Source organism: Pseudaquabacterium pictum (assembly GCF_005403045.1).
Lineage (GTDB): Bacteria > Pseudomonadota > Gammaproteobacteria > Burkholderiales > Burkholderiaceae_C > Pseudaquabacterium > Pseudaquabacterium pictum.
The window spans coordinates 1-19469 of record NZ_BJCL01000018.1 but is presented as its reverse complement, the minus strand read 5'-3'; the positions used below and the strand labels follow the sequence as shown (position 1 = coordinate 19469).

The 19469-nt window shown below is 66.2% G+C and carries 22 protein-coding genes and 1 pseudogene; 10 read left to right on the top strand and 13 right to left on the bottom strand.

All coding sequences use genetic code 11. The annotated features are described in order from the left end of the window. Positions 1–17: 17 nt before the first annotated feature. From FFT10_RS23375 to FFT10_RS23330, 10 genes are all read right to left on the bottom strand, one after another. Positions 18–404, bottom strand: a complete 387-nt coding sequence (locus FFT10_RS23375; RefSeq protein WP_137735295.1) for a hypothetical protein — start codon at positions 402–404, stop codon at positions 18–20. 85 nt (positions 405–489) lie between these two features. Then, positions 490–852: a copper-binding protein gene (locus tag FFT10_RS23370; RefSeq protein ID WP_162854870.1), complete on the bottom strand. Its 363-nt coding sequence runs from the start codon at positions 850–852 to the stop codon at positions 490–492. Further along, positions 849–1340: a DUF411 domain-containing protein gene (locus FFT10_RS23365; RefSeq protein ID WP_137735294.1), complete on the bottom strand. Its 492-nt coding sequence runs from the start codon at positions 1338–1340 to the stop codon at positions 849–851. The genes FFT10_RS23370 and FFT10_RS23365 overlap by 4 nt, the downstream gene beginning before the upstream one ends. Continuing rightward, positions 1337–1882: a cupredoxin domain-containing protein gene (locus FFT10_RS23360; RefSeq protein ID WP_228027272.1), complete on the bottom strand. Its 546-nt coding sequence runs from the start codon at positions 1880–1882 to the stop codon at positions 1337–1339. Before FFT10_RS23360 ends, FFT10_RS23365 begins: the two co-directional genes overlap by 4 nt. 71 nt (positions 1883–1953) lie before the next feature. Continuing rightward, positions 1954–3378, bottom strand: a complete 1425-nt coding sequence (locus tag FFT10_RS23355) for a multicopper oxidase family protein (protein ID WP_137735293.1) — start codon at positions 3376–3378, stop codon at positions 1954–1956. A gap of 17 nt (positions 3379–3395) precedes the next feature. Next, positions 3396–4772: a TolC family protein gene (locus FFT10_RS23350; protein WP_228027271.1), complete on the bottom strand. Its 1377-nt coding sequence runs from the start codon at positions 4770–4772 to the stop codon at positions 3396–3398. A gap of 56 nt (positions 4773–4828) precedes the next feature. Next, a complete protein-coding gene (locus tag FFT10_RS23345) occupies positions 4829–5263 on the bottom strand; it encodes a hypothetical protein (RefSeq protein ID WP_137735292.1) in 435 nt (144 codons plus the stop codon). A gap of 108 nt (positions 5264–5371) precedes the next feature. Further along, the gene (locus tag FFT10_RS23340; RefSeq protein WP_137735291.1) at positions 5372–5818 is read right to left on the bottom strand and encodes a hypothetical protein; all 447 of its coding nucleotides are present in this window, start codon (positions 5816–5818) and stop codon (positions 5372–5374) included. A gap of 135 nt (positions 5819–5953) precedes the next feature. After that, entirely contained in the window at positions 5954–7366 is a 1413-nt protein-coding gene (locus FFT10_RS23335) for a heavy metal sensor histidine kinase (protein WP_137735290.1), read from the bottom strand. After that, positions 7363–8049: a heavy metal response regulator transcription factor gene (locus tag FFT10_RS23330; protein WP_137735289.1), complete on the bottom strand. Its 687-nt coding sequence runs from the start codon at positions 8047–8049 to the stop codon at positions 7363–7365. Before FFT10_RS23330 ends, FFT10_RS23335 begins: the two co-directional genes overlap by 4 nt. Before the next feature lie 156 nt (positions 8050–8205). Here FFT10_RS23330 and FFT10_RS23325 point away from each other — a divergent pair, with 156 nt between their 5' ends. After that, entirely contained in the window at positions 8206–8541 is a 336-nt protein-coding gene (locus FFT10_RS23325) for a DUF4148 domain-containing protein (RefSeq protein ID WP_228027270.1), read from the top strand. A 154-nt stretch (positions 8542–8695) separates the two neighbouring features. Here FFT10_RS23325 and FFT10_RS27845 read toward each other — a convergent pair whose 3' ends face one another. Next, positions 8696–9013, bottom strand: a complete 318-nt coding sequence (locus FFT10_RS27845) for a LysR family transcriptional regulator (protein ID WP_162520900.1) — start codon at positions 9011–9013, stop codon at positions 8696–8698. A gap of 770 nt (positions 9014–9783) precedes the next feature. Between FFT10_RS27845 and cueR the strand changes: the two genes are divergently transcribed. From cueR to FFT10_RS23295, 6 genes are all read left to right on the top strand, one after another. Next, positions 9784–10344 carry a Cu(I)-responsive transcriptional regulator gene (gene cueR, locus FFT10_RS23315; protein WP_306446646.1) on the top strand — a complete coding sequence of 187 codons (561 nt, stop codon included), beginning with the start codon at positions 9784–9786 and terminating at the stop codon, positions 10342–10344. 156 nt (positions 10345–10500) lie between these two features. Then, positions 10501–10758: a heavy-metal-associated domain-containing protein gene (locus FFT10_RS23310; RefSeq protein WP_137735287.1), complete on the top strand. Its 258-nt coding sequence runs from the start codon at positions 10501–10503 to the stop codon at positions 10756–10758. 88 nt (positions 10759–10846) lie between these two features. Continuing rightward, the gene (locus tag FFT10_RS23305) at positions 10847–11248 is read left to right on the top strand and encodes a hypothetical protein (protein WP_137735286.1); all 402 of its coding nucleotides are present in this window, start codon (positions 10847–10849) and stop codon (positions 11246–11248) included. A 16-nt stretch (positions 11249–11264) separates the two neighbouring features. Beyond that, positions 11265–11501: a DUF2933 domain-containing protein gene (locus FFT10_RS23300; protein WP_137735285.1), complete on the top strand. Its 237-nt coding sequence runs from the start codon at positions 11265–11267 to the stop codon at positions 11499–11501. Between the two features lie 52 nt (positions 11502–11553). Next, entirely contained in the window at positions 11554–11712 is a 159-nt protein-coding gene (locus FFT10_RS27715; protein ID WP_154694100.1) for a hypothetical protein, read from the top strand. Between the two features lie 141 nt (positions 11713–11853). Then, positions 11854–14169 (top strand): copper-transporting P-type ATPase, encoded by a 2316-nt coding sequence (locus FFT10_RS23295; RefSeq protein WP_373282584.1) that lies wholly within the window; start codon positions 11854–11856, stop codon positions 14167–14169. Between the two features lie 308 nt (positions 14170–14477). On the opposite strand, the gene FFT10_RS23290 is transcribed toward FFT10_RS23295, so the two are convergent. Further along, positions 14478–15077, bottom strand: a complete 600-nt coding sequence (locus tag FFT10_RS23290; protein ID WP_162520899.1) for an RES family NAD+ phosphorylase — start codon at positions 15075–15077, stop codon at positions 14478–14480. Beyond that, on the bottom strand, positions 15058–15672 hold the full coding sequence (locus FFT10_RS23285; protein WP_137735283.1) for a hypothetical protein: 615 nt from the start codon (positions 15670–15672) through the stop codon (positions 15058–15060). The genes FFT10_RS23290 and FFT10_RS23285 overlap by 20 nt, the downstream gene beginning before the upstream one ends. A gap of 210 nt (positions 15673–15882) precedes the next feature. On the opposite strand from FFT10_RS23285, the gene FFT10_RS23280 reads away from it, so the two are divergent. The 3 genes and pseudogenes from FFT10_RS23280 to FFT10_RS23270 all read left to right on the top strand — a co-directional run bounded on the left by FFT10_RS23280 (position 15883) and on the right by FFT10_RS23270 (position 19456). Then, positions 15883–17568, top strand: a complete 1686-nt coding sequence (locus tag FFT10_RS23280) for a site-specific integrase (RefSeq protein ID WP_137735282.1) — start codon at positions 15883–15885, stop codon at positions 17566–17568. Positions 17569–17697: 129 nt separating this feature from the next. Continuing rightward, positions 17698–18246, top strand: a pseudogene (locus tag FFT10_RS23275) (ATP-binding protein); the annotation flags it as partial. Positions 18247–18406: 160 nt separating this feature from the next. Next, the gene (locus FFT10_RS23270) at positions 18407–19456 is read left to right on the top strand and encodes a porin (RefSeq protein WP_137735280.1); all 1050 of its coding nucleotides are present in this window, start codon (positions 18407–18409) and stop codon (positions 19454–19456) included. The last annotated feature ends 13 nt before the right edge of the window (positions 19457–19469 follow it).

Here is a 19469-nt window from a genome sequence, read left to right as displayed (position 1 = left end):
GGCTGCTGCAAGTCGACTCAGCGCGCCAGGTCGACCGTCAAGCTCACCGGGGCGCTGCCCTTGTTCGTCCACATCCAGCAATAGTCCTGCGCCACGGTGACGTTCAGCGTGTCGCGGCCACTGCTGATCTGTGCCTGCTTGGCCGGGAACACGGCCTCCTTGCCGACGTGGTAGTGGATGTTGAAGTCCACCGGCGCGCCCGCAGCGAAGTTCCAGCGAATGCCCTCCCCCACGGCCAGCTTGCCGCAGACCTCGACGAACTTGCCCGCTGCGATCTGCGCCTTGTGCGCGAAACGGCCATCGGGCGACCAGGCGATGTCCACGATGTGACTCGCGGCCAGCGCGCCGCCGCAAAGCGTGGCTGCAGCACATGCCACGCAGGTTCGGATGTTCTTGATGTTCATGCTGTGAAGCGAGGGTCGGTCGGATCGTGCATCGGGTCTGAGCAAAGCCGAGGGCCCGGCCCATCGAGGGCCGAGCCTGCACGACCTACTGGGCCATCTGCATCTCGGTGACGGTGAACTTGCCAGCGTCGTTGATGGCTTTGAACTTGATCTTGTCGCCGGCCTTGAGCTTGTCAAGCATCGCCTTGTCCTTGACGACGAACACCATCGTCATCGCCGGCATGTCCAGGCTCTTGATGTCGGCATGCTTGAGGGTCAGCTTCCCGCCCTCCTTGTCGACCTTGCGCACCTCGCCATCGGTCATGTCGCCCGTGGCGGCCTGTGCAGTCGCATTGCCATGGGCACCGTGCGATCCGTGGTCCTTCGAGGCCCACGCCGGCATCGCGGCGGCGGCTGAGAGCACCAGAGCCAGACCGGCGGTGCGGAAGAAGTGCTGTGGGTGGTTCATGAACGTTCCTTTGACTTGAAGTAACTATTGAAGACCTGGGTGCTGCCATCGCGGGCGATGAGCAACACGTCGTAGGGGTCCTGCTGATTGTCGAAAGCAGGACCATCCATACCTGGGGAGCCGACCGGCATACCTGGCACGGCCAGGCCGATCGCCTCGGGGCGCTCTTTCAGGAGCCGTTGAATGTCGGCTGCGGGCACATGCCCCTCGATGGCGTAGCGGCCGACCCAAGCCGTGTGGCAGGAGCCGAGCTTGGTAGGGACCTTGAGCCGCGCACGGGCAGCGGTGTTGCCGACATCGTTGACCTTGACCCTGAAGCCGTTGGCCTCCAGGTGCGTGATCCAGTCCTTGCAGCAGCCGCAGGTCGGGCTCTTCCAGACCTCGACGAGCACCGCCTGGCCCTGTGCCCGCAGCACGGCAGGCACAGACGCCAAGCCGGCTGCGCCCAGCAGCGAAACCAGGGCACGGCGTCTGTTCAGGTGTCTCATGCCCTGCCCCCCGGCGCGACCATGATCGTGCCCACCATGCCGCCCTGGTAGTGGCCGGCGATCAGGCAGGCAAACTCAAACTGGCCGGCGCGGTTGAAGGTCCAGACGATCTCGCCGGTCTTGCCGGGTGGCACGTGCGCCATGTAGGGCTCGTCGTGCTCCATGTTCGGATGCTTGACCATCATCTCAGCATGCTTGGCGTTCTCAGCCTTCGTGCCGATGACGAACTCGTGCATCACCTTGCCGGTGTTGCGGACCACGAACTTCACGGTCTCGCCCTGACGCACCTCGATGCGCTCCGGCGTGAAGCGCATGTTGTCGGCCATGCCGACCTCGATTCTGCGCTTGGCGCTCTTGGCATCGCCGGCGATGCCCCAGTCCTTCTGTTCCTTGACGACCGGGCCCATCTTGGGGGCGTGCGGCTTGTCGGTGTGGGCCTGTGCGGGCGCAGTCAGCAAAGGCAGCGCGGCGGCCGCAGTGGCTGCCGCCATCCGCGTGATGGCTGCGCGGCGGGCGAGCGGGCGTGTGATGGGGTTGTTCATGAGCGCTTCCTTGAGGTGTTGCGATCAAAAGGGGCAGTGGGTCGTGTCCGTGCGGCGATCTCTGCGGGCGCTTAGTGGCCCGAGTGGCCACCGGCCGGCTTGCGCACCTTGACCTCGATGTCCTTGGCGGGCTTGGCCACCGGCGGCATCGAGCCAGGCCCCGGGCTGGCCTCGGCCTTGAAGCGCGCTGGGTCGGGCAGTGCGCCGGTGAACTCGTAGGCCACGGTGCCGGGCGGGTGCTGGTACCAGCCCGGGTCGGTGTAGTCGCCGCGCTTCTGGTCCTTGCGCACCTTCACCACGCTGAACATGCCGCCCATGCCGACCGCGCCGAAGGGGCCCTGGCCGGCCATCATCGCGGCGGTGTTGTCGGGCAGCGGCATCTCCATCTCCGTCATGTCCTTCATCCCGCGCTCGCCCATCACCATGTAGTCGGGGATCAGCTTCGTGATCTGCTTGGCGACACCACGGTGGTCCACACCGATCATGGTGGGCACGTCGTGGCCCATCGCGTTCATCGTGTGGTGGCTCTTGTGGCAGTGGAAGGCCCAGTCGCCCTCCTCGTCGGCGAGGAAATCCATCTGCCGCATCTGCCCCACCGCGATGTCGGCCGTCACCTCGTACTGGCGCGTGCTCTTGGGCGTCGGGCCGCCATCGGTGCCGGTGATCAGGAACTCGTGGCCGTGCAGGTGGATCGGGTGGTTGGTCATCGTCAGGTTGCCGACGCGGATGCGTACCTTGTCCATGTGCCGCACCACCAGCGGGTCGATGCCGGGGAAGATGCGGCTGTTCCAGCTCCACAGGTTGAAGTCGAGCATCGTCATGATCTTTGGCGTGGCAGCGCCAGGATCGATGTCGTAGGCGTTGAGCAGGAAGCAGAAGTCGCGGTCGACCTCGTCGATCAGCGGGTGCTTCGCCTTCGGGTGCGTGATCCAGAAACCCATCATCCCCATCGCCATCTGCACCATCTCGTCGGCATGCGGGTGGTACATGAAGGTGCCGGGCCGGCGTGCGACGAACTCGTAGACGTAGGTCTTGCCAGGCGGGATGCCGGGCTGGTTCAGGCCCGTGACCCCGTCCATGCCGTTGGGCAGGCGCTGGCCGTGCCAGTGGATGCTGGTCAGCTCGCCGAGCTTGTTGGTGACGAAGATGCGCACGCGGTCGCCTTCGACGACCTCGATCGTCGGCCCGGGGCTCTGGCCGTTGTAGCCCCACAGGTGGGCCTTGAAGCCGGGGCTCATTTCTCGCACCACGGGCTCGGCCACCAAGTGGAACTCCTTGACCCCGTTGTTCATGCGCCAGGGCAGCGTCCAGCCGTTGAGCGTGACGACGGGGTTGTAGGGCCGCCCGGTGTTGGGCACCAGCGGCGGCATGGTGTCGGGCTTGGTCTGGATGACGGGCTCGGGGAGCGCAGCCATCGCCACCTTGCTGACGGAGGCGGCGGCAGCGGCGGCGGTGATGGCCCCGGCACCGCCGAGCATCTTGCGTCTGGAAAGCATGTGAGATTCCTTCATGTTCAATGTCCTGGGCCGGCGGCTTCGGCCGCCATCGCGGGGCCGGCAGCGGCGCTGAGGCTGGGCTTGCCGATGAGGGCCATGTCGAGGTCGGCCTGCGCGATCCAGAAGTCGCGCAACGCCTCGATGGAGGCGTTGACGCTGGCGATCTGGGTGCGCGCGTCAGCCAGCAGCTCGAAAACGCCGATGAACATGCCGTTGTAGCGAAGCACGTTCTCCTCGGCGATGCGCTGGTTCAGCGGCACGAGTTCGTCACGGTGGTGCCGTGCGATGTCATAGGCCGAGCGGTAGCCGGTGTAGGCCTCGCGCACCTCGGAGCGCGCGTTGATCGCGGTCTCGGCAGCGCGGTGCAGCGTCTGCATGTAGATGGCCTCGGCACGGGCGACGCGCGCGCCGCCCCAGTCGAACAGCGGCAGCTCGAAGCCGATCTCCCAGCCTCGCTGGGTCGGCGCCTCGTTCGAGCTGTTGCGCGCCAGGCCCAGCTCCAGCACGTTGACGAAGCGCGTGGTCCGCGTCAGGCCGAGGTTGCTGGCTGTCATCTCGGCGGCCTGCCTGGCACCCTGCACGTCCAGCCGCTGGGCCAGCGCCACCTGCTCGACGTCGGGCAGTTCCAGTGGCGAGGGCGGCAAATCGGGCAGCCGCTCGGGCAGGGCGAACTGGGTCTGTGCGCCCCACAGGCCCAACAGCCGCACCAGACGCTCGCGCGTGGAACGCTGCGCCTGCTCGGCCCGTGCCAGCTGGAGGGCAGCGTTGGCGTAGAACGACTGCTCGCGCGCACGTTGCAGCTTGTTGAAGTTGCCGACCTGCTCCATGCGCCGGGCGAGCTCGGCGCTGGCATCGGCCGCCTGCTTCACTTGCCGCATGTAGCGCACGGTCTCTTCCGCCGCCAGGGCCGTGAAGTAGGCCTTGCGCGTGTCGGCGGCCAGCGACAGCACGTTCATCGACACGCGGGCCTGCACCTGCTCGAAGCGGCGAGCCTCCATGCGCCCGATCAAGGGCATCGCCACCAGGCGCGCCAGGTTGAAGTGCAGGCCGCGCTCGATCTCTCGTTCGTCGCCCTGGCTCATGCGACCGAAGCTGAAACCCGGGTTCGGCAGGCGTCCGGCCTGCACGACCTCGGCCTCGGTGATGCCGAGTTCCTGAAAGTCAGCCTGCAGACCGCGGTTGTTGAGCAGGGCAACCTGCACGGCGGCGTCCACGGTCAGTGGCTTGGACAACAGCTCGTCGACCCGCTTGCTGATGCTGTCCTGGTCGGCGTCCGAGCGTGCCCATTGCACGTCCTTGCCCAGGCGGTCCTTGGTGGTCTTCTCAACCGTTGCAAAGCCACCGTCGGGGGTGAAGCTGGCGCAGCCGCCGAGCACGGCGGCGCTGGCAAGCATGGCAAGCAGGCGCAGTCGAGGCGACCTGGATGTCGGAAAGTTCATGGTGCGGGCCTTCATGGCGTCTTATGTCCACCATGCCCAGCAGGCATGGGCATGGGCATGGGTTTGGCTGCTGGCGGCGTGTCCGTCGGCTTGACGGCCGGTGCGGAGACGGGTGCCGGAATGGGCGCCGGATCAGGCTGCTGTGCCTCGCGGGCGTAGACACGCCAGCCACCGATCCGCGTAACGGTGTCGTTCGCGTCGCGCCAGGAGACAGGCTTCTCTTCACCGAGAAGTCGGTACCGCGCGAACGATGATTCGTAGCGCAGCGTCGTCACGCTGGCCTTCGGATCGAGCGGGTCGGGCCTGGCGGCCTTGGCAGAGGGTTGCGCCTGGGCCGCTGTCAGCAAGGCAAACAACGCAGCTGCCAGCAGTACGGCGGGCACCGCGCGCAGCAGGCGCTGGCGCCTAACCACGACAGAAACAGAAATGGGAAGGGAGTGGACCATGGTGTCCTCGCGTCAAAGTCTGGGTACTCCGATGCCGCATGCGCAGCACGGAAGAGACAGGACCTGGCGAGGACCCGCGTGTCAGCGCACGCGGCGAGCCTCCGCCAGCTAGGCGAGAACGAATCGAGGGGGGCGGTCGGGGCCGTCAGCGGCGAACGCGTCGACGCTCGGCACCACGGTGGAGAACACCGCGGGCATGAAGACCGGTGCCGGCACAGCCAGCACCGTGTTCAGCATCGCGCTGACCGAGCAGCAAGAAGCGCAGGCGCTGCACTTGTGCTTGCTGGCATCCCCCACCTTGGCAGAAGCTGCCGCAACGGCTGGGGTGACCGACTCTTCGTCCGCCAGGGCCGCGGTTTGGTGATGCTCATGCCCCTGCGAGGCGACGCCGTCTTGATGTGCGTGACCAGCCGCTGGGGCGGGCTGCATCTGGGTGGCTGCCCCGCCGCCATGGTGATTGGGTCCGCAAAACGCCATGGTCGCGGCAGCAGCACCCTGCGCGGGTACTGCCAGCACCAACAACCAAATCAACAGCGCTCGGATCAACAAACCCATCCTTCTACTTTAGCGCAGTGCGCGCGCCCCGTGCCGACAACGGCTGTGTGGTCGCCGTGACGCAGGTAACGGCACACCAATGTACAAACCTGAGGGCGACAGAACCCCGACGTCAAAGTGACAGGTTTGTCATGTTCAAGCTCCCAGCGCGGTACCCGAATGCACTTCAGAGCCCGAGGTTGTTCGGAGATCAGCGGCCGGTGTTGAAGGGGCCGCGCAGAGGGTCAGCCCGATCGACGTGACACCCCCGTCGGAGCGCGCCAAGGTCCGGCCACCGTGCATGCGCGCGATGGCCGCCACGATGGCCAAGCCCAGGCCATGGTGGGAGCCAGCATCGCTGCGTGCGCTGTCGCCGCGGAAGAACCGGTCGAACAGGCGCGGCAACTGCTCAGCCGGGATGGTCGCACCTTGATTGATGACAGCGATGCGCAACTGCCTGCCGGGCTGTTCGGCGATTTCCACTTTCACGGTGGAGCCGCGGCTCGCGTAGCGCGTTGCGTTGCCCACCAGGTTCGACAAGGCGCGGCGGACCAGTGCAATATCGACCTCGCATGGAGCGTCGCCGATGATCTGCACATCAAGCCGTGCCTCTTCAAGCGCGGCCTCGTGATACTCGATGACAGCGGCGGCAACAGCGGCAAGGCTAGGTACGGCTTCACGTCGAGCTATGGCCCCACGATCGGCGTGAGACAGGAAGAGCATGTCGTGCACGATGCCTGACAGGCGCCTCAGCTCTTCCAGATTCGAGCCCAGAAACTCACGCAGATCATCGGCGCTTCGGGTTTTGCGCAACGCCAACTCGGTGGCGCTGATCAGGGTGGTCAACGGCGTGCACAGTTCATGCGCCACGTCGGCATTGAACCCCTCCAACTGCTCGTAGGCCTGGTTCAGCCGGTGCAAAAGCGCGTTGAACTGTTCTACCAACGGCTGCAACTCATCAGGCTGGGCCGTCCCGTCCAGGCGTTGGCGCAGGCTGTCGGCCGCCAACTGCCGGGTCTGCTCGACGAGGTCGCGGACGGGGGCCAGGCCACGCCTGACCAGCCGGAACCCGCCCAGCGAGACGAGCAGGGCACCGACCGCGGCAGCAGCAAACAGCGTGAACGCCAGCCGCTGCAAAAGGCGCTGATCGGATCGCGTGTCCAGTATCAAGGTCGCGGTGACTAACCGTGCTCCCTGAGGCGCACCACGCAGCGAGAATGGCAAGTCGAATTGAGAGCTGCGTTCGGCTGTCGGCTTGGCAGCCCCGCCCGAGCGGTACAGCGGCTCGTCGGCACCTGCCTGGAGTGTCAGCGAAAGATCCTCGTGCCCGAGCAGGAAGTCGTCGAGTCGGTGTTTGAGTACAGCCATGTCGCCATCGACCGCGGCCTCGTCAAGCACGTGCCGGATCAGTGCCTGCTTCTGAATCAACGATTCAGTCTGGCGCGCAGACAGGCTCATCGCGGCGACGACGTAGACGACGGCGCAGACTGCGCCCAGGCCTGCCAGCGTTTGCAGCGCAAGCCAGCATGACAACCTTCGTCCCAGCGAGCCGACCGGGCGGTGATTCACGGTTGGCGGTCCTCAAGCACGTAGCCCATGCCACGAACGGTGTGCAGCAGCACGTGCTCGAAGGGTGCATCGAGCTTGTTGCGCAGCCGGCGTATGGCGACCTCGACGACATTGGTCTCGCTGTCGTAGTTCATGTCCCAGACCTGGGCGGCCAGTTCCGTGCGCGACAGGACCTCACCTCGACGACGCAGCATCAGCGCAAGCAGGTTGAACTCCTTGGCCGTGAGGTCGAGCCGCTGGCCAGCCCGCGTGGCCTTCCGGCGGAGCAGGTCAACTTCCAGATCGCCCACCCGATACACGGTGGGTTCCGCAGACGCTTGGGCAGGCGCAGCACGGCGCAGCAAAACCTGAATGCGCGCGGTCAGTTCGGAGAACGCAAAGGGTTTGGTCAGGTAGTCGTCGGCGCCACCCTGCAGGCCCCGCACCCGATCATCGACGTGAACCCGCGCCGTCAGCATCAAGACCGGGGTCTGTTTCGATTTGCGCAAGGCTGCCAGCAGCGTGAGGCCGTCGATGCCGGGCAGCATGCTGTCGAGCACGAGCAGGTCGTATCCGCCTTCCATCGCCAAGTGCAAACCATCGATGCCGTCATGGGCCACATCAACGACGTAGCCTGACTCAGTCAGGCCCTTGCGCAGGTACTCGGCCAGTTTGACCTCGTCTTCAATCACGAGCAGTTTCATCTTCACATTTTGAGCTTTGGGGGCGTCGGCCGAGATGACGAATTTGTCATCTCGACGTTGGTGCCTCGTCGGTGCGGAATTTCTAAGGTTGCGTTGTGCCCATCGGCACAGCCCTGACGAACAGCCAGGGTCGACACCCCCGAAAGGAACCCTACCGTGAACACCCACAAGGCGCTTACTCTTCTTGCGATGGCGGTTGCACTGACCACGCCCACCTTCGTATCGGCCACTTCGTTGTGGCATGAACCGTCCCACGGTGACGGGGGCGCGATCTTCCATCCCGAGCACTTCAAGAGCACCAAGACCCGCGCGGACGTTCTTCGTGAACTGGAAGCGGCGCGCAAGGATGGATCGCTTTGGTACCTGGAGCGCAGCTTGCCGGTTCCGGTCAAGAACGCGACGCCTGGGCGGACCCGCGAGGAGGTCAGGAACGAGGTTCTCAACCTGACCGTGGAAGAGCGCCGGGAACTTCACATGATTGGCGGTCGTTGATTGGAGGTGGCCGACCGCATTCGTTCAGGCAGGTATACGGCGGGGCATGGTCGCTGGACCGGCATGGATACCTCAGGTTCCATATGAAGTTCAGCAACCCTGATTTCGCACTCTGGCAGCTTGGGTACGCGGACCAGGCCACCGAGCACGTCGTTCAAGGAGGAGGGGCGGCGACACGGGGGGGCGAGATGGTTATGCGCCCGGCAAGCTCGGCGGGTGCGCGGCGCATGGCCAACAGCGTCTGCTCCGTGTCCTGCAGCACGCGCCGGCAGTAGGTATAGAAGCGGTCGCAGGCCTCGGTGAGCTGCATGGCGTGCATAGTGCGCTCAAGCACCCTCCTGGCCGTCCACTCCTCCAGGTCCTGGATGGTGCGCGTGACCACCGAGCGGGCCACGTCGAGATCGCGCGCGGCGGTGGCGAAGCTGCCGGTTTCCACGACACGACAAAAACACTGCATGGCGTGATGGTCCATCGGGCCCCATCTTCCTCGGCTGCGGTGATTGGCATTGTCTTGGAGGGCCGTGTTGCCGTGGCGACAACACAGTGCTGCCGCCGCCGCGCTGTCTGGTGGCGAAGTCGCTGCCCATGATGTTTCGGCAAGGAGCCTGCCAATGGAAGTGATGACGACACCGCGCACTGGGCCTGGATGACGCATCCGTCGCGGCGCAGAGGTCGCAGCGGTGTTGCTGGCATCCGCCACCGCACTGCTGGCCGGCTGCCAGACCACGCCGGCAAGGGGGCGCGAACGTGTGGGCGATGTCGTCGCGGTGCCCCGCACGCGCGCGGAACTGACGCAAGACGCCAGCCACGCCAACCTGCACGCAGCCGTGAGAGCAGGCGTCGGCCCTGCCAATGCGAGAGCCCAGCGCCTGGTGCTGGCCAGCTGCGCCTTGCCCGACCCCAGTTCGTCCAATGGAGCGTGGCTTCACACCATCACCCCCCTTTTTTGGCTGCGGGCACGCGGCCGGCACCGGGCTTGCGGCTGGCCTTGCGGGCGCCGGGCGATCCCTTCGCCAGACCGCGGATGCTCGTGCGCCTGCGTTCAGGCGCGGACGAAGGCTCACTGCAGACAGGGCCCCTCGGCGAGGTGCTGGGCCGCGTTGACATCCCATCCGCCCCCGGCGCAGCGAGGCGGTCGGCCTGCCATCAGTGATCACTGCCAGGGGCCCAGGAAACGCTTGACCTTGCCCCCGTGGGAAGGTGAACACTGGTGCGACTGGCCCCACTCAACCCGGAGAACCCATGAACAGCAGCATGAACATCGGCGAGACGGCGAAGGCGGCGGGCGTCTCGGCGAAGATGATCCGTCACTACGAGCAGATCGGCCTCTTGCCTGAGGCGGAGCGCACCGACGCCGGCTACCGTCAGTACGGCGAGCGTGACGTGTCCGTGCTGCGCTTCATCCGGCAGTCCCGGAGCCTGGGCTTCTCGATCCCGCAGATCGCCGATCTGCTCGGCCTGTGGAGCAACCGGCGCCGCGCGAGCCGCGAGGTCAAGGAGGTGGCCAGACGGCACCTGGACGACCTGGCCGAGAAAATGCGCGAGATGGCGGCAATGAAGGCCGCGCTCGAGCGCTTGGTGATGTCCTGCCATGGCAGCGACGATCCGCACTGCGCGATCCTCGCGGAACTGGCGGCCGACAGTCCGGCCACGCCCGAACCCGGGCGCGTGGGCCAGCAGCCGCTGCGCAAGACGCCAGCACGACAGCCCCGTCAGGTGACCGAGGCAGGCGCCGCGTCGTCGCCACATGCCGATCTGATGGCCTGGACCCGTAACGTCCACAGCGCGCACGGCTCGCACTGAAGAGCGCTCGGTTTGCGAGGCGGCGGCAGCCCACCCGGCAGCAGGCTCAGGCCCTCGCACTGCCCGTCGCCATTCCCGGCGAATCCAGGATGACTTGACCTTTCCACAGTGACAAGGCCAATCATCAACACATCGTCAACCCAAGGAGTGATCGAAATGCAAGTCTTTCGCGTGAATGACATGACCTGCGGTCATTGCGTCAGCACCATCACAAAGGCCATCAAGGCCACTGACAAGGATGCGAAGGTCACCATCGATCTGGCGCAGCACCTCGTCATGGTGGAGCCGACCGAAGCGGACGCACAGGACCTCACCGACGCCATCGCCGAGGCCGGCTACACGCCGGTGTCGGTGCAGGCCACCACCGTGGTGGCAGAGCCTGTCAAGACGGGCGGCTGCTGCAGCCGCACCTGATCATGGGGCGCGAAGTCCCTTGAGGCACATCAAGCCGGGGCGACCGATGCGGCGCGCATACTGGCTGGCGCCTTCAACGGAGATCAGCATGAAGCTTGCCCTGGCAGTACTCGGCACCTCGTTCGTACTGGCCGGTTGTGCCGCTGGCCCCAAGGAACCTGACCACGCCGCCCATCACCCGCCGGGGGCTGCTGCGGCAGCTTCAGCCGCACCGACACCTGGCCAGATGGACTCGATGATGAAGTCGATGCAGGAGATGCACGACAGGATGATGGCCGCCAAGACCCCGGAGGAGCGCGCCAAGCTGATGCAGGAGCACATGAAGCTCATGCAGGACAACATGGCCATGATGGGCCGGATGCACGGCAGCAAGGGCGGCATGGGGATGGGTGGCGGCATGCGCATGAGCCCGGAGATGATGGGCAAGCGCATGGACATGATGGAAATGATGATGGACCGCGAGGCGACGAAGCCACCGGCCGCCAAGTAGGCGGGCGAGGGGCGTCATGCATCACGAGGAGCCCGTGGCACCGTCGCGCTGGCGCTCGCCGCTGGGCATCTTCATGCTCGCAGCCGGCGCGGTCGGCGTCTACTACCTGCTCACCGAGCATCTGACTCACGTGACGCAGGCCATCCCTTACCTGGTTCTGCTGGCGTGCCCGCTGATGCACTTCTTCCATGGGCACGGGCAAACTGGCCATCGGGACCGCGGGCAGCCCAAGGACCGCACACCGCCGCCATGACATGAATGGCGGGCCTCGCGGTCACGAGAGGGCCGCCGAATTGGCCACGTGAATGGGAGCCGTCGTGCTTGGCGCCGGCGCGGCACTGATGCTGCCGGAGTGGCTGCGCGCCCATGCCCTGCCGCTGCTGGCTGGCGGGGCACTCGTCCCCGCCCTCGGCATGACCCTGAAGGTCCGCCTCGATCGTTGGGACGGGCCACACCTCTGGTGAGAGCGGGCATTGTTCTGGCTATGCTGGGTCGGCTTGGCCGCTCTCGGCCTGTCGATTGCGGTCGTGTTGCCGCTCGAAAGCGCGCCCTTGACCTTCCCACCGGGACAAGGTCAAAACTGGCAGCGACAACAGGAGAGCGCCATGTCTGACCGCAGCAGCACGAACCACGATCACGCGCATCACGCCCATCACGCGCATGAGGCCGAGGGCACCCACGTGATGCCCGACGGCACGGTGATGAAGGGCGGACACCACGACCACGCGGGGCACGGCCACCACGACCACGGCCATCACGTCCACACACCGTCGCAGCCGAAGCCCGGCCCTGGAGGCGACCCGAGCCAGGTCGAGTACACCTGCCCGATGCACCCGCAGGTGCGCCAGATGCGACCGGGGAGCTGCCCCATCTGCGGTATGGCGCTCGAGCCCGTGCTGGCCACCGCCGAGCAAGGCGAGAGCCCCGAGCTGCGCGACATGACGAAGCGCTTCTGGATCGGCACCGCGCTGACGGTGCCGGTCTTTGCACTGGAGATGGGCGGCCACCTGACGAATCTGAGTCACGTACTCGGCCAGCAGATATCGAACTGGATACAGCTGCTGCTGGGCACGCCGGTGGTGCTTTGGGCGGGCTGGCCCTTCTTCGTGCGCGCCGTCGCGTCGGTGAAGAACCGCAGCCTGAACATGTTCTCGCTCATCGCGCTGGGCACGGGCGCGGCCTGGATCTACAGCATCGTCGGGACCGTAGCGCCACAGCTGTTCCCCGCGAACCTGCGCATGGCCGATGGCGCCGTCGCGATCTACTTCGAGGCGGCAGCGGTGATCACGGTGCTCGTCCTGCTCGGCCAGGTGCTGGAGCTGCGCGCCCGGGAGAAGACCTCGGGCGCCATCAAGGCTCTGCTGGGCTTGGCGCCGAAGACGGCTGTGAAGGTCAACGCCGACGTCAGCGACGAGACCGTCCAGGTCGATTCCATCCAGGTCGGCGACCTGCTGCGCGTGCGCCCCGGCGAAAAGGTGCCGGTCGACGGCGAACTCACCGAGGGCAAGGGCAACGTCGACGAGTCGATGGTGACCGGCGAGCCGATCCCGGTGGCAAAGGCGATGGGCTCCAAGGTCACGGCGGGCACGTTGAACCAGACTGGCGGTTTCGTGATGCGCGCCGAGAAGGTCGGTGCCGATACCCTGCTCTCGCAAATCGTGCACATGGTCGCGGCCTCCCAGCGCAGCCGGGCACCCATCCAGCGCATGGCCGACGAGGTGGCCGGCTGGTTCGTCCCCGTCGTGATCGGCGTGGCGGCGCTGACCTTCGTCGCCTGGCTGGTCTGGGGGCCGTCGCCAGCGTTCAGCTATGCGCTGATCACCGCGGTGGCCGTGCTGATCATCGCCTGTCCCTGTGCGCTGGGGCTGGCCACGCCGATGTCGATCATGGTGGGTGTCGGCCGCGGCGCGCAGCATGGCGTGCTCATCCGCGACGCCGAGGCGCTGGAGCGCATGGAGAAGGTCGACACGCTGGTCGTCGACAAGACCGGCACTCTGACCGAAGGCCGGCCCAAGGTGGTCCACATCGAACCCGCGCCGGGTTTCACTTCCGACGCCGTCCTTCAGAAGCTCGCGAGCGTTGAACGCGCCAGCGAGCATCCGCTGGCGATGGCCATCGTCATGGACGCTCAGGAACGCAAGCTGCCGCTGTCGCCCGTCACCGACTTCGACTCGCCCGTGGGCAAGGGCGTCATCGGCACTGTCGACGGTCAGGTCATCGTTTCGGGCAGCGCGAAGTTTCTGGCCGAGCACGGCATCGACACAGCGAACCAATTCGCCGCAGCGGAGGCGCAGCGCCAGAAAGCAGCGACGGTGATCTTCGTCGGCGTGGGCGGCGCGCTGGCGGGCTTCGTGGCAATCGCCGACCCGATCAAGGCGACGACTGCTCAGGCCCTGCGGGCGCTCAAGGCCGCGGGCGTGCGCATCGTCATGCTGACCGGCGACGGGAAGACCACAGCCGAGGCGGTCGGCCGCGAACTCGGCATCGACGAGGTGGTAGCCGAGGTCTTTCCCGAGGACAAGGCGTCGGTCGTGTTACGTCTGAAGTCCGAGGGGCGCGTGGTCGCGATGGCCGGCGACGGCGTCAACGACGCGCCGGCGTTGGCCGCGGCCGACGTCGGCATCGCGATGGGGACCGGCACCGACGTGGCGATGGAGAGTTCGGGCATCACCCTGCTCAAGGGTGACCTGATGGGCATCGTGCGGGCGCGCACGCTGTCGCACGCGACGATGAAGAACATTCGGCAGAACCTGTTCCTGAGCTTTGCCTACAACGTCGCGGGCATTCCCCTCGCGGCAGGGGTGCTCTACCCGTTCTTCGGATTGCTGCTGTCGCCTGTTGTGGCTGCTGTGGCTATGGCCCTGTCATCAGTGAGCGTGATCGGCAACGCCTTGCGCCTGCGCACCGCCAAGGTCGATTGAGAAGAGCGGCGGCTCCTCCGGGCTGGTTCCAACTCGATCAGGTGCTTCCCGCACCGGCATTCGCCTGCTGGTACGGCCACCGTGCGCGCGCCGGTCCCGCTTCGAGGCCCGCCGGGTATTGACCTTCGATGGCACCCGTAGCATTGCTCGGAGACTCGAAATGTGCTGACCGGTGAGGGCCCATTTGGCTGCCCAATAACGGTCATCGGGGTAAGACTGCTTATGGCCGACTGGAGCCGACCGGTTTTCGCCGACGAACGGCCGGTGTACTCCAGGTTGCCGACCTTCGGGTTCGGACTGGGGCGCCGTCAGACCGCGGTGACGTTGAACCGATCGCAGAGGTCATCCACCTGCTGCGGCTTGAGCTTGTCGGCGCGCAGCTTGCGCAGTCCTCTGCGCTCGAAAATGGCGTAGGCGAACCCCTTGTTCATCTGCCGCGACACGTACCGGATTCCATCCCAGCGTGGGCTCGCAGCGTGGATCGCCCGCGCCCAGGCCTGGCTCGCCGTGTAGTCGGCGGATGCACTGATGTCGTTGTTCAGTCCCAGGGCCTTGAGCGCTGCACCGGTCAGGTCAGCCAGTACCAGCGACTTGCGCCGATCACAGGTAAACCGCACGACCGAGCGCTCCGTCAGTTCTGCGGCCGGCACCTCGTAGCTGCCGTTGACGAACCGCCCGCACTCATGGATGACGCTCTCCGCGAAGGCAACCTCGATTGTGCTGGCGGTGTAGCAAGTGCCGAATGGGCTGGCACCGCTAGGATCTGCATCGTCAAAGCGGTAGATGCCGGCCGACCAGTACGGCTCGGTGGCCGGATGCCGGCTCAAGCGCACGAGCGACGCGACTTCGATCCTGGTCGGTCGAAGCAGATCCTCGAAGGAACCGGGATCAGGCGGCCGCAGCGACACGCGAAGCGCCTCGCTCGCGCACCCATACCGCGGCCAAGCGCTCCACCTTGGCCAGGGCAGTCCCCGCCTCCAACGCGGCGGCCACGCTCTTTCCTGCGAGGGCGCCGTGTTCGCGCAGCCAGAACATCAGCTTCTCGCTGGCGCCGAGGTCACCGAGCGCGCGGCAGATGGCTGCCACGGCCTCGCGATCCATCCCGAGGAACGCCTGCGGGTAGTAAAGCCGGTTGCCGACCTTCACTGCAAAGACTTCGCCACGGTCTGCGGCCGGCGCCAAGGCTTGGCGCGTCAGCCCCCAGGCCTGCGCGAGTTGCTCGCCGGGCACGACGAGGCCATCCTTGACCCACTGGACACGCGCTGCCTCGCCGCGCGCGGTCGCACCAGCCAGGCCGCCAGTGGCCTGAGAGTGCTGGTAGTCCGCGGCAGGGGACTGGGCGTGCGCCACTCGGGCTCGAACACCCCGCGTACTTGGCAGTTGCATACCTTGCTTGCTGACGGCCGAGCGCAAGCTGCCCAGGTCTTCGCTGAGACGCCCAACGGTGGCCTCAAGCTGCGCGATGCGGCGTAGCAGGACGGGTGTGCTGAGATTGGTGCTCATAGTCGGATTCTACGCAAATCCAGCTAACAGAGCAAATGCGGCAAATGGAGCTTGCCGGCGACGGCTGCGGTGACTCCCCCGCTCGTTCTAACCAGGGGCGGGCCAGGCCCGAACCCGACGGTGCAGGCTTAGATTGAGGGGGCTTTGTCACAGCTATGCCGATAACTAACCTTAGCGGCATAGCACTGCCACACGCGTAAACTGTCTCGCGTGGAAACCGGCTTGTCTGTAACCGCAAAGCTGCTGTCGCTGCCTGAAGCGGCGGAGCTGGCGGCACTTCGGGCCTGGCACGAGGGGCTGTCATCGAGGGATGCGGTGGCGCGGTACCTCGGTGAAGCGCGGTCAGCGGGACAGTCGTCGCGCGGCGTCATCGGGGCGATCCGCCGTGACATCGCGGCCTTCGCTAGGTCGCGCCATCGGGACGACCTGGCCAAGCTTTTCACCGGACCTGCCCGCAAAGGCCCCGCAGCCACACGCGCCGTGGCCACCGCCATTGAGCAACTCCGCAGCGCGCCAGTTCCCGTACCTCTGATCGGCGACGGGGTCGACCACTGGCTTGAGCCACGCGTAGCCGCTGCGTTGCGCAAGGCTGGCATCAAGACCTTAGCCGACCTAACGCGTCGAGTACCCCGCCGCAGACGTTGGTGGGTCGACATCGACGGCATCGGCAAGGCCGGTGCGCGCCGGATCGGGGCGTTCTTCGCCGCGCATGAAGACCTGACCGACCGTGCTCGCGCGCTGCTGGTCACCCAGGCGCCATCGGATGCAGTTCCCTGGGAGAAGCTCGTCGTGCCTCATGAGGTCGACGGCACCGTGGGCCTGCATCGTGCGCCGCGCTCGTCGTGCGCCCTGCGGGCCAACAACGACTACGAGGCGGTCCAGGCCTGGCTGTCGCTGCACGAAGCGCCCGCCACGCAGCGGGCCTACCGCAAGGAAGCTGAGCGGCTGATCCTGTGGGCGATCGTCGAGCGCGGCGTGGCCCTATCCTCGCTGGCCACCGAGGACGCCGTGACGTACCGGGCTTTCTTGCGGCAACCGACGCCGAGGCAGCGTTGGGTAGGGCCGGCGTCGCCTCGCCACTCCACCGAGTGGCGGCCGTTCGCTGGCGGCCTGTCCACGCGCTCCAGGGCCTATGCGCTGTCCGTGCTGAGCTCGATGTTCCGGTGGCTGATCGAGCAGCGGTACGTACTGGCCAATCCCTTCGCCGGCATCAAGGTCCGCGGCGCCAGGCAGACGACCCTGGACACGACGAGATCCTTTTCCGAGGGTGAGTGGAAGCTTGTAAGGACGGTCGCCGAGGGGCTGGAGTGGTCGTACGGTTGGCAGCCGAGCGCCGCTCAAAGGCTTCGCTTTCTGATCGACTTCAGCTACAGCACGGGGCTGCGTGCCGGCGAACTGGTGCACGCCAAGCTTGGATCTATCGAGGTCGACGCGCACGGCGATACCTGGCTGCACGTGGTCGGCAAAGGCAGCAAAGCCGGTAAGGTGGTACTGCCAGGGCTGGCGCGTGGTGTTCTGGACCGGCACCTGGCTCAGCGGGGCCTCCCCGTGACGCCAGCGAAGTGGAACCCCGCCACGCCGGTGCTTGGCAGCCTCGATGACGAGGCCGGGATCACGTCCAAGCGTCTGTGGGCGATCGTCAGAAGGTTCTTCGCCACGACAGCCGATGTCCTGGCCGACACGAATCCCGCGCTGGCCGAGAAGCTGCGGCGGGCCACGCCGCACTGGATGCGCCACACGCATGCAACGCATGCGCTTCAGCGAGGTGCCGAGCTGACGACGGTGCGAGACAACCTGCGACACGCGTCCTTGTCGACAACGTCCATGTACCTGCATTCGGACGATCTTCGCCGGGCGAGGCAGATCGGTGGGGCGTTCGAGGCGCCTGCGGCGTGAACGGCCCGGGCGGGTCGAAGCGTGTCAATTTGCATCGAAAGCACAAGAGCTCCGCGAGAGGCGGTTTTGCAAGTGCTTGTCGCTGTTGGAGTTTTTCAGGCCTACCGTGTCAATTTGCAGGAAAAATACGATTACCCCGAGGTGGCGCACAACGCGGTGTTCATCGGCGGGCCGGGCACGGGCAAGACCCACCTGAGCACGGCCATCGGTGTGGCCGGCATCACCCGGCGCGGCAAGCGCGTGCGCTTCTACTCCACCGTCGACCTGGTCAACGCGCTGGAGCGCGAGAAGGCCGAGGGCCGTGCAGGACGCATCGGCGCCACGCTGATGCACATGGACCTGGTGATCCTGGACGAACTCGGCTACCTGCCGTTCAGCCAGGCCGGCGGCGCCTTGCTCTTCCACCTACTCAGCAAGCTCTACGAGCGCACCAGCGTGATGATCACCACCAACCTGACCTTCGGCGAGTGGGCCGCCGTCTTCGGCGACGCGAAGATGACCACCGCGCTGCTCGACCGCCTTACCCACCACTGCCACATCATCGAGACGGGCAACGAGTCCTACCGCTTCCGGCACTCCTCGGCCACCGCCAAGACCCGGATCCGGGCGCGCGAGCAGGCCCGCCGCAGCCCCCCAACAGACCCCAACCAGGAGGGCTCCAACCCACTCAGCGAATAGACTTATCCACAGACGGCAGTCCCCGCGACTGCCACCCGCCTCTGGTCAAAGTTCAGTCGGCACGGGTGGTCAGAATTCGGTCGGCGGCAATAGTGTGGCCGTCTTACCCGGGTTCCGACCCTTCCTGGCCGACCTCCGGCCTCTCACTCTGGAGACTTCCATGCCCTCGATCCCCCAGCCCCTGACCATTCGCCAGTGGTCGGCGGGCGCCCTGTGCGTCATTGCTTGTGCGTCAGCACAGGCCCAGTCGACCGACAGCGTCCAGGTCTATGGACTGATCGACGCCATGGCTCGCCGCGCCACGAACGCGCCGACGAGCGGCGCAACCAACCTGGCCGACGGCGCGTACACCGGCAGCCGCTTCGGCGTGCGCGGCCGCGAAGACCTGGGCGGTGGGATGACCGCCTACTTCTCGCTGGAGCAGGGCATCGATCCGTCGACCGGGTCGTTGCAGCAATCCACTGCCAGCAACGGGTTGGGCCAATCGGCAGCTCCCAATGGACGTGCCTTCGGCCGGGAATCGCTGGTTGGCCTGAGCACACCTTGGGGAACCGTCAGCCTGGGTCGTCAGTACACAGAAGCGCACTTGATGTCGGGCCGCTTCCAACCGCAAGCCAACCCCAGCGAAGCAGCACTGTCTGTGCTGAGCGGACACCACGTGGCGCGCCAGGACAACATGCTGCGATACGCGCACAAGTGGGGAGCCTTCGGCATCTCGGCGAATGTGGTCGCCCGCGAGACCAACGGCAAGGCACATGGCCTGAGCCTCTCGTACAACGCCGCGCCGGTCGAACTGGTGGCCTACGCGCAAGACATGGACACGAATGCCGCCGGCGCCGACACGCGCAAGATCCGCGGTCTTGGCGGCAACGTGGCGGTGAACAAGGCGCTCAAGGTCTACCTGGGCATGATGACCCGCAGTCAAGACGTCAGCCTTCAGAAAAACCAGGTGCTGACCGGCGGCCTGAACTACAACGTGACTGACCTGCTGATCTGGACGATCGGCTACACCGACGACCATCAGAAGAACGTCAACGCAGGACACCGCAAGCTGGTCTTCACGGGCCTGGACTACTTCCTGTCGAAGCGGACGGACGCCTACATCGTGGTGGACAACAACCGAATCACCGGCTCGTACCCGGTGCCGTCGTTCATGGGAGGCCGCGGAGCGCAGACGGGCCTCGGTGTTGGCCTTCGCCATCGCTTCTGATCTGCAGGCGATC

Coding starts and splice junctions, on each gene's coding strand:
- FFT10_RS23375 (WP_137735295.1), bottom strand. CDS start 404: ATGAACATCAAGAACATCCGAACCTGCGTGGCATGTGCTGCAGCCACG.
- FFT10_RS23370 (WP_162854870.1), bottom strand. CDS start 852: ATGAACCACCCACAGCACTTCTTCCGCACCGCCGGTCTGGCTCTGGTG.
- FFT10_RS23365 (WP_137735294.1), bottom strand. CDS start 1,340: ATGAGACACCTGAACAGACGCCGTGCCCTGGTTTCGCTGCTGGGCGCA.
- FFT10_RS23360 (WP_228027272.1), bottom strand. CDS start 1,882: ATGAACAACCCCATCACACGCCCGCTCGCCCGCCGCGCAGCCATCACG.
- FFT10_RS23355 (WP_137735293.1), bottom strand. CDS start 3,378: ATGCTTTCCAGACGCAAGATGCTCGGCGGTGCCGGGGCCATCACCGCC.
- FFT10_RS23350 (WP_228027271.1), bottom strand. CDS start 4,772: ATGCTTGCCAGCGCCGCCGTGCTCGGCGGCTGCGCCAGCTTCACCCCC.
- FFT10_RS23345 (WP_137735292.1), bottom strand. CDS start 5,263: ATGGTCCACTCCCTTCCCATTTCTGTTTCTGTCGTGGTTAGGCGCCAG.
- FFT10_RS23340 (WP_137735291.1), bottom strand. CDS start 5,818: ATGGGTTTGTTGATCCGAGCGCTGTTGATTTGGTTGTTGGTGCTGGCA.
- FFT10_RS23330 (WP_137735289.1), bottom strand. CDS start 8,049: ATGAAACTGCTCGTGATTGAAGACGAGGTCAAACTGGCCGAGTACCTG.
- FFT10_RS27845 (WP_162520900.1), bottom strand. CDS start 9,013: ATGGACCATCACGCCATGCAGTGTTTTTGTCGTGTCGTGGAAACCGGC.
- cueR (WP_306446646.1), top strand. CDS start 9,784: ATGAACAGCAGCATGAACATCGGCGAGACGGCGAAGGCGGCGGGCGTC.
- FFT10_RS23310 (WP_137735287.1), top strand. CDS start 10,501: ATGCAAGTCTTTCGCGTGAATGACATGACCTGCGGTCATTGCGTCAGC.
- FFT10_RS23305 (WP_137735286.1), top strand. CDS start 10,847: ATGAAGCTTGCCCTGGCAGTACTCGGCACCTCGTTCGTACTGGCCGGT.
- FFT10_RS23300 (WP_137735285.1), top strand. CDS start 11,265: ATGCATCACGAGGAGCCCGTGGCACCGTCGCGCTGGCGCTCGCCGCTG.
- FFT10_RS27715 (WP_154694100.1), top strand. CDS start 11,554: ATGGGAGCCGTCGTGCTTGGCGCCGGCGCGGCACTGATGCTGCCGGAG.
- FFT10_RS23295 (WP_373282584.1), top strand. CDS start 11,854: ATGTCTGACCGCAGCAGCACGAACCACGATCACGCGCATCACGCCCAT.
- FFT10_RS23285 (WP_137735283.1), bottom strand. CDS start 15,672: ATGAGCACCAATCTCAGCACACCCGTCCTGCTACGCCGCATCGCGCAG.
- FFT10_RS23270 (WP_137735280.1), top strand. CDS start 18,407: ATGCCCTCGATCCCCCAGCCCCTGACCATTCGCCAGTGGTCGGCGGGC.